Source organism: Hydrogenivirga sp. 128-5-R1-1, from assembly GCF_000171895.1.
Genome location: NZ_ABHJ01000291.1, coordinates 1 through 1,628 on the forward strand (window position 1 = coordinate 1; position 1,628 = coordinate 1,628).

1 pseudogene is annotated in these 1,628 nt (G+C 33.2%); it reads right to left on the reverse strand.

Annotation, left to right across the window (positions count from 1 at the left end):
- Nucleotides 1-7: 7 nt before the first annotated feature.
- Nucleotides 8-1,628: pseudogene (locus HG1285_RS02330) on the reverse strand (excinuclease ABC subunit UvrA); the annotation flags it as partial.

Here is a 1,628-nt window from a genome sequence, read left to right on the forward strand (position 1 = left end):
TTTGTACTCAATAGATAAAAGTTTCTTTGTTGTATCTTTTACCATTACAAACATCACAGGTAACGTAAACGTCAGGAAGAAAATGCATCTCAATTTTTACAACACCATCTCCTTTACATGCTTCACATCGGCCGCCTTTTACATTAAAGGAAAACCTACCTGCAGTATAACCTCTAAGTTTTGCTTCTGGAGTTGATGCAAACAGATTTCTTATAAGGTCAAAAACTTTTGTATATGTTGCTGGATTTGAACGGGGAGTTCTTCCAATAGGCGACTGGTCAACATTAATAACTTTATCTATATGCTCCCAGCCTTCTATTTTTTCATGTTTACCAACATAATCTACTTTATGACCAAAATGCTCATTTGCAGCATTTAGCAAAATATCGTATATAAGAGTTGATTTTCCACTTCCTGATACACCTGTTATAGCTACAAAAAGACCAAGAGGAATTTCAATATCAATATTTTTAAGATTATGTTCTTTTGCACCTTTTATAATAAGTTTTTTTCCTTTGTCAGGTTTTCTTCTTTTTTCTGGCACTGGAATGTGAAGCTTACCACTTAAATATTTTCCTGTAAGTGAGTTTTCATTTTCCATAATTTCTTGCGGTGTTCCTACTGCTGTTATTTTACCGCCGTAAACTCCGCTTCCGGGACCAATATCTATTATGTAGTCTGCTTCTTCTATAGTTTCAGGGTCGTGTTCAACAACAATTACAGTGTTATCTAAATCTCTAAGGCTTTTTAATGTATTTATAAGTTTTGCAGTATCCCTTGGGTGAAGACCAATGGAAGGCTCATCTAAAACATATAAAACACCGCTTAGCTTTGAACCTATCTGGGTAGCAAGCCTTATTCTTTGAGCTTCACCGCCTGAAAGAGTTGTGGCAGACCTATCAAGTGTAAGGTAATTCAAGCCCACATCAAGTAAAAATTTAAGTCTTTCTTTTATTTCTTTTACTATTTTTTCTGAAATAATTCTATCTTTATGGGACATGGGAGACTTTTCAAAATCTTCAAAAAATTTATATGCATCTTCAATGTTCATTTTAGTAATGTCCCATATACTTTTTCCATTTACCAGAATATAAAGGGCTTCCTGCCTGAGTCTTGAACCATGACATACAGGACAGATTACTTCTTTTATGTATTTTTCAAGTTCTGCCCTTTGCTTTTCATTATCAGTTTCAAGGTATTTTCTTTCAAGATGAGTTACAATATCAAAAATAAGCTCATCCTGAACTTCTACAGGTAAATCCTTAAACTTCGTAAATCTATCAAAGCCGTGGTAATAAATAACATCATAAACCATACTTTTTATATATTTAAAATAAAAGCTTTCAGTTATCCTAAATGCTTCAATCACAGCCCTGTTTTTATCTATTAATCTATCAATATCTATTTTATGAATTACTCCAAGACCTTTACATTCAGGACAGGCTCCATAAGGGCTGTTAAATGAAAAAAGTCTTGGAGAAATTTCTGATATAGAAAACCCATGTTCAGGACATGCAAACTTTTCACTAAATGTTATATCTTCATTTTTTGATAAATTATTAACAATAACAAGACCATCTCCAAGTTTTAAAGCCTGTTCTATACTGTCAACGAGCCTTGTTCTGATG